Source organism: Bacillus sp. LR_5, from assembly GCF_042709275.1.
The window spans coordinates 21,058-27,057 of sequence record NZ_JAVAXX010000064.1; the positions used below are offsets into that span (position 1 = coordinate 21,058).

6 protein-coding genes are annotated in these 6,000 nt (G+C 41.8%); 2 read left to right on the forward strand and 4 right to left on the reverse strand.

Going from position 1 to position 6,000, the window contains the following annotated elements:
- Positions 1-87: 87 nt before the first annotated feature.
- Both RAC86_RS15210 and RAC86_RS15215 read right to left on the reverse strand, forming a co-directional pair.
- Positions 88-1,101: a glycosyltransferase family 2 protein gene (locus tag RAC86_RS15210; RefSeq protein ID WP_072566174.1), complete on the reverse strand. Its 1,014-nt coding sequence runs from the start codon at positions 1,099-1,101 to the stop codon at positions 88-90.
- Between the two features lie 12 nt (positions 1,102-1,113).
- Positions 1,114-2,808 carry a DUF6044 family protein gene (locus RAC86_RS15215; RefSeq protein ID WP_061187335.1) on the reverse strand — a complete coding sequence of 565 codons (1,695 nt, stop codon included), beginning with the start codon at positions 2,806-2,808 and terminating at the stop codon, positions 1,114-1,116.
- A 197-nt stretch (positions 2,809-3,005) separates the two neighbouring features.
- Between RAC86_RS15215 and RAC86_RS15220 the strand changes: the two genes are divergently transcribed.
- On the forward strand, positions 3,006-3,818 hold the full coding sequence (locus RAC86_RS15220) for a metallophosphoesterase (RefSeq protein WP_014113556.1): 813 nt from the start codon (positions 3,006-3,008) through the stop codon (positions 3,816-3,818).
- 27 nt (positions 3,819-3,845) lie between these two features.
- Here the strand turns inward: RAC86_RS15220 and RAC86_RS15225 are convergent, their stop codons facing one another.
- Positions 3,846-4,397: a YkoP family protein gene (locus tag RAC86_RS15225; RefSeq protein WP_014113555.1), complete on the reverse strand. Its 552-nt coding sequence runs from the start codon at positions 4,395-4,397 to the stop codon at positions 3,846-3,848.
- A 90-nt stretch (positions 4,398-4,487) separates the two neighbouring features.
- On the opposite strand from RAC86_RS15225, the gene RAC86_RS15230 reads away from it, so the two are divergent.
- A complete protein-coding gene (locus RAC86_RS15230; protein ID WP_072566173.1) occupies positions 4,488-5,582 on the forward strand; it encodes an MGDG synthase family glycosyltransferase in 1,095 nt (364 codons plus the stop codon).
- A 39-nt stretch (positions 5,583-5,621) separates the two neighbouring features.
- Here RAC86_RS15230 and RAC86_RS15235 read toward each other — a convergent pair.
- Positions 5,622-6,000, reverse strand: a 379-nt coding sequence (locus RAC86_RS15235; protein WP_377885837.1) for a MarR family winged helix-turn-helix transcriptional regulator, incomplete at its 5' end; no start/stop codon positions are given.

A 6,000-nucleotide genomic window follows, 5' to 3' on the forward strand; every position in this document is an offset into this window, starting at 1 on the left:
GCCACCTATCATTCAAGTACGTTGTATCAAAAGTAAAGTTTGTCGGGCACGCTGAAAGAGCTGACTAATGAAGTCAGCTCTTTCCATTCAACTGTACTTTTTTTCTAACCGCTCTTTTTCCTGGCGCTGGAGCGGGCTTAGCGGCTCATTATATAAATCGATATCAATCGCATATTTCGGCCGTCTTTTCACCTCAGAAAAAATCGTTCCAATATACTCTCCGATGATCCCGATTCCCATTAGTTGCAGCCCGCCCAAAAACCAAATGGAAATGATGAGCGACGCCCATCCTGCATTTGTATGGCCTAGCAGCTTTTGTATAAATGCGCCAACTCCTGCCACAGCGCTGAAGAAAAATAAAACAAAACCTAAAATCGTAAAGAATCGGATCGGCGCGACACTGAATGATGTAATCCCGTTAAAAGCGAATGATAGCATTTTTTTCAGCGGATATTTCGTTTTGCCGGCAAAGCGTTCCTTACGGTCATACAAGACTTCGGCTGATCTAAAGCCGATCATGGGAACAATGCCTCTTAAAAACAGATTCGCTTCCGGATAACGAGCGAGCTCTTCAAGCGATCTTTTATTCATTAAACGAAAATCAGCATGATTATAAATTAATTTAATCCCAAGCTTATTCATGAGGCGATAAAACCCTAAAGCGGTCGTACGTTTAAAAAAGGTATCAGTTTTTCTGCTGCGGCGGACACCGTAAACGATTTCGCAGCCCTCATGATATTTCAGCATAAAATCACGGATCACAGAGATGTCGTCCTGAAGATCAGCATCAATCGAAATGACGCAGTCTGACCTGTTCTTCGCTTTATGCAGCCCGGCTAAAAGCGCTTTTTGGTGTCCGACATTGCAGGCTAATTTTAAGCCCGTAACCTTCTTGTTTCTTATGCTCTCCATAGCAATCAAGGCCCAGGTGCGGTCTTTGCTGCCATCATCGACAAACAGAATTTTACTGTCTTCACCGATTAACTTCTCTTCAATTAAGCTGTCTACAACCTCTGTCAGCTGACGGCTTGTCTCTTGAAACACTTCCTCTTCATTGAAACACGGAACGACGATGGTTAATACTGGCTGTGACTGTTTCAATCGATATCCTCCTTATCTTGTTTCATATAAATAAATGCGCCAGGCAGAATCTTTATGGTCAAACGTCTTAACGAGCGCAAGATGGTTTTGCTCAGCATTCTTGATCGGAACTGAAGAAAAAATATAACGCCCGCCCATTTTTTTAAATACATCTGTATTTAATTGAAGATTGTTAATCGTTTTCTTCGAGTTCTTTTTGAAATCATATCGTTTCCCGAGTTCATCAACGAAAAGATAGCAGCGGCTGCCCCATTCATCGAAATATTGTTTCAGCCGAGCGTTTTTTTCCAGCTCTTTTTCAATGATTTTCCTAAATTCATATTTATATGAGAGCGGGTACAGATTGTTATACGTATCTAACGTGTAAAACCCGTTATATTGGGCAATAGACGGATGCAGTCCGATGCTTGCCACCCTGTATGAATCTTGAGGACGCCCGATATATTCCTTAATCTCTTTGAATTGCTCGGATGCATAAAACTCCCGGAATGTCGGCGCATTGTAGTGAACGCCATACGTATATTCTTCATTAAAAGGCGCCAACACCATCAGCTGAGCAGCAACCGCAGCATATACAAGCCATTTCCATCCTCTTCCCATCCGCCAAATGAGATACAAAGCTAGCGCAAAGCTTACGTATATGACAAGCGGCCGCAGAAAATGAAAACGGGCAAAATTAAATTCGGCTAAAAAGGCAAATTTCTGCTTTGGCACCGCCCATATTTTGTTGAACCAAAATGCATACCATAATGACAGTCCGTAATTAAGCACACATAAAAACAGATAAACATTTTCTAACTTTGTCCGGTTTCGCTTGAACAGTACAGCTGCAAATACGAGCAGCAGGATCGGAAGGATGACAACGGTATGAACGGTCATCACATGATTATGCCCATAGACAAAGTTTTTGACGGAGAGACGGAGAGAATGCCAAACGTCATGCCTTGATGAAATAAATTCAATCCGATGCATCGGTGCGTGCGAGAACAGCATCGAATAGACAAGCCGATATTCAACGAAAAGATAAATACTCGTCATAAATGCAATACTGCCTAAAAAAATCAGGTTCCATCTTCTATTTGTGATGGCATCATACAACCAAAAGCACGCCATTCCTGCCAAGAAAAAGAAGAAGCCTAAGACAAAGCTTGAATATAAAGGAAGCAAACCGAGCGTCAGCCACTCTCTCCAAGAGATATCCCCTTTTCGGATATTTAAAAAAGCCCACAGTGCCAAAGGATATCCTAGCGTACTTAGCATTCCCGAAGGCCAAAAAGGTGTTAAGGCAAAGGCCAGTGATACGCCTATCCGGATGAAAGCCGCTTTTGGCTCCGGAATTACATGTTTCTTCAGCAGCATATACATTCCAAAAAAAGCGACAACCCTTGTAATCGTCTGGCTTATTGCATAGGCGGTCATGGAAGAAAAGAAAGCGTGCAGCCAAACAATTCCGCTCAACTCAGTGCCAAAGGCATCCCGCGGCAGCCCGTTAATGATTTGCGGAATGGCCGCGTCAACCTTGCCGATGATTTCTCCGCTATCTGCCAGTACCTTGTACCAAGCGATATTGGAATCTAAATTGTCGTGGACGCGAATATGGGCATCTTCCTTTAAAATAAAAAGCGGGGATACATACAGCAAAAGGAGAAATAATGCGATCCAGAGATAATATGTTTCTTTTTTGTGTTGTCTCATTAATCGTAACATCGCTTACACATCCATCTGTTATTCTGACACCATATCCGGCATGTTCTGCCTCATGCGTCAAAATTTATTATCCCTTTTCCTTTCCAAAACATTCATCAGATGACAATCCGTTTTTCAACCTGTCTCTTACCCATTAATTCCCGCTATCCATAAGGCTCGATTACTTACTATACTGATAGGTGGGGAGGGGATATATTTTGTTTACAATCTTACTTTCATTGGCCATACTCGTATCTGTGCCATTTATATATAAAGCGAACCGCAATACAAAAGATGTAAAGGTCAACACCATTTCAATCGATCAAAAAGACGGCCTTTCAGCCAGAAAAAAATTAAATATCCTTCATTTATCAGATCTTCACTTAGAAAACATTTCTGTTTCACCTGAAGAGCTATATCATTTAACAAAAGACCAGCCTGTGGACATCATCGCGCTTACCGGGGATTTTCTAGATCGGAAACGTAATATCCCGAAGCTGGCAGGTTACTTGAACGCATTGCAAAAGCTGAAGCCTGCATATGGAATGTACGCGGTTTTCGGTAACCACGATTATGTATTGAAAGAAAAGGACTTTCAGAGTTTGAAGCATGTTTTAGAGGAAAACGGCTGTATCACACTGCAAAATGAACATGTTCAAATCGAGACGGCCGCAGGGCCTGTCAATATTATCGGCATTGATGATTACAGCACGAATCGCAGTAATATTACCGGCTCTTATCAAAATCTAGAAAACGGCTACCACCTTGTATTAACACACGACCCAAACATTATTCTGGATATGAAAGATGTTCATTATGATTACCTGCTTTCAGGCCATTTTCACGGCGGGCAAATTCACTGGCCAAAACCGTACCATTTGGCGAAAATGGGCAAGCTTGTGCGCATGAACATGGTTAAAGGCCTTCATTATCACCATGATAAACCGTTTTATATCAGCGAAGGCTTGGGACAAACCGGTGTAAATATCCGTGTCGGTAGCCGCCCTGAAGTGACATTTCATCAGATATAATCAAAAAAGACTGTGCTGACCAAGGCATCAGTCTTTTTTTTGATAGGTTTTCTGCAGCTTTTCTTTCGAAATAAACAAATAGGATGTATTCGGTAAACGCCGCAAACTCACCTGCTTTGAAGTGAGATAAAAAATCGGTATATGTGTGATCTTTTTAAAGCACCTGTAAAAAGGGTTGACCGGGGTGACCACATCAAAACCGAGCCTTTCCACACCTTTGTCAAGCATTGTAATGCCCACAATCCCTTTAATTTTTTCACTTTTTTTGTGATTATTGATGTAATCCAAAAGAATCGGCATCGATTGATATACTTTTTGATAGATAATGATTCCCTTTCTGACTGCGCTCTCAATGCTTTGCAGCTCCCTGACCAGCTTAATGTTGTGCAGGTGTATTTTAACAAGCACATCATTTTTTCTTATATGCGTTCCATCGCTCAGTACAACATGATGTCCTTTGTACTTTGTCAGCCTGACTCGAAAGACGCTTTTTCGATCTTTGTCAATCAAGGTCAGTCTTGAAAAAAAGAAATAAATCGGGTCAACCACTCTCCAAATAGAAAGGAAACAGGTTTTCATCTCTTCACCTTCCTTATGATCAAAAACACCCTTATATTTTGTGAACGTTCTCCCCAAAATATAGTTGCCATATTTTTTTAGGAGGACACCATGACAAACATTCTCATTTTTCCTTTTTTAAGCATATCTACCGGGCATCACCATGTTGCAGATGCCTTGGAGGCTGAACTGGAGTCTCAAGGACTGGCAGCTGAGAAAATTGATATCTTTTCACATACGTATAGACGGTTAGAAAAACTGTCCTCTGAGGCGTATTTAAAATGGATTCAATATTTTCCGAAAACGTACAGCGGCATTTACAGGCTCCTCGCCTGCGGAAAATATCAGAATGATAAACGCTATGCCATGTACGAATGGCTGTTCACACAACAAATGAGACACATCCTAAAAGAAAAACAGCCTGATATTGCCTTCTGCACACACGCGCTGCCTTCTTATCTGCTGAACCGGCTAAAGCCGGAATATCCGAATATGAAGGTTGTGAATGTTTATACTGATTTTTTTGTGAATCAATTATGGGGGCGGGAGAATATTGATTACCATTTTGTGCCGATCATGGATGTCAAGAAGCAGCTCATGTCTGAAGGAATCGATCAGAAAAACATAAACTTGACCGGCATTCCCGTTCACCGGATGTTTGAAATGGAATCAACAGACACCTGTCAGCATCATCCGCCATATACCATCATTATCACAGGCGGCAGCATGGGGGTCGGGGGTATTTTAAAATGGGTTCAGGATCTGTCGCCAGGCGGAAATATCTTATACAAAATATTATGCGGCAGAAACGAAAAGCTCTACTGCTATGTCAAAAGTTTACGCCACCCTTTTATTGAGGCGATTCCCTACCTTCACAGCAAAGCAGAGATGAATCGTTTATACGATCAAGCAGCAGGCATCATGACAAAACCCGGAGGCGTGACCATTAGCGAATGCTTACAGAAACGGCTTCCGGTATTTATTTATCATGCGCTGCCGGGACAGGAGGAAATGAATTTGAACCTTCTAAAGGAACGGAAGCTTGTCACAGATATGAGAAACTGGGACATACAGAAAGCAGAGGAGCGTATTGCGGCATTTTTTCAATCGAATGAACAGATGAAAGAATATGAAAAACATGTCAATGGATATCTTGGCGAAATATCTGACCGGAAGATTGTAGATGTTTTAAAAAGAATGATATGACATAAAAAAACACTCCCTGAAACAGAGAGTGTAGAATAGTTAACGAAACAGCAAATGCTGGCTGTGAATGCCTGCTTTCTTCAGCAGGTCGATCAGCTGGTCCTGTTCATCAGGCGAAAGGCCTGAAAACGCTCTCGCAATACGCAGAGCATGAATTGGATAAATTTTATCCAAATACTCATTTCCCTTGTCAGTTAAATGCGCGTAAACGGAGCGTTTATCTTTCGGATCCTGCTCCCTTACTAAAAATCCGTTTCTTTCTAATTTGTCAATGACATATGTGACGTTTCCGCTCACAAGCAGAAGTCTCGACCCAATTTGCTGTAATTTTTGCGGGCCTCTTGTGTACAGGAGCTCTAGTACAGCAAACTCAGTGGGATTAAAGCCGTGCTCTTTGCTGTCACGGATACTATGTTCA

What these genes read in the sequence shown, in the direction of transcription:
- RAC86_RS15215 (WP_061187335.1), bottom strand. Translation starts at nt 2,808, where the DNA reads ATGTTACGATTAATGAGACAACACAAAAAAGAAACATATTATCTCTGG.
- RAC86_RS15225 (WP_014113555.1), bottom strand. Translation starts at nt 4,397, where the DNA reads ATGAAAACCTGTTTCCTTTCTATTTGGAGAGTGGTTGACCCGATTTAT.
- RAC86_RS15230 (WP_072566173.1), top strand. Translation starts at nt 4,488, where the DNA reads ATGACAAACATTCTCATTTTTCCTTTTTTAAGCATATCTACCGGGCAT.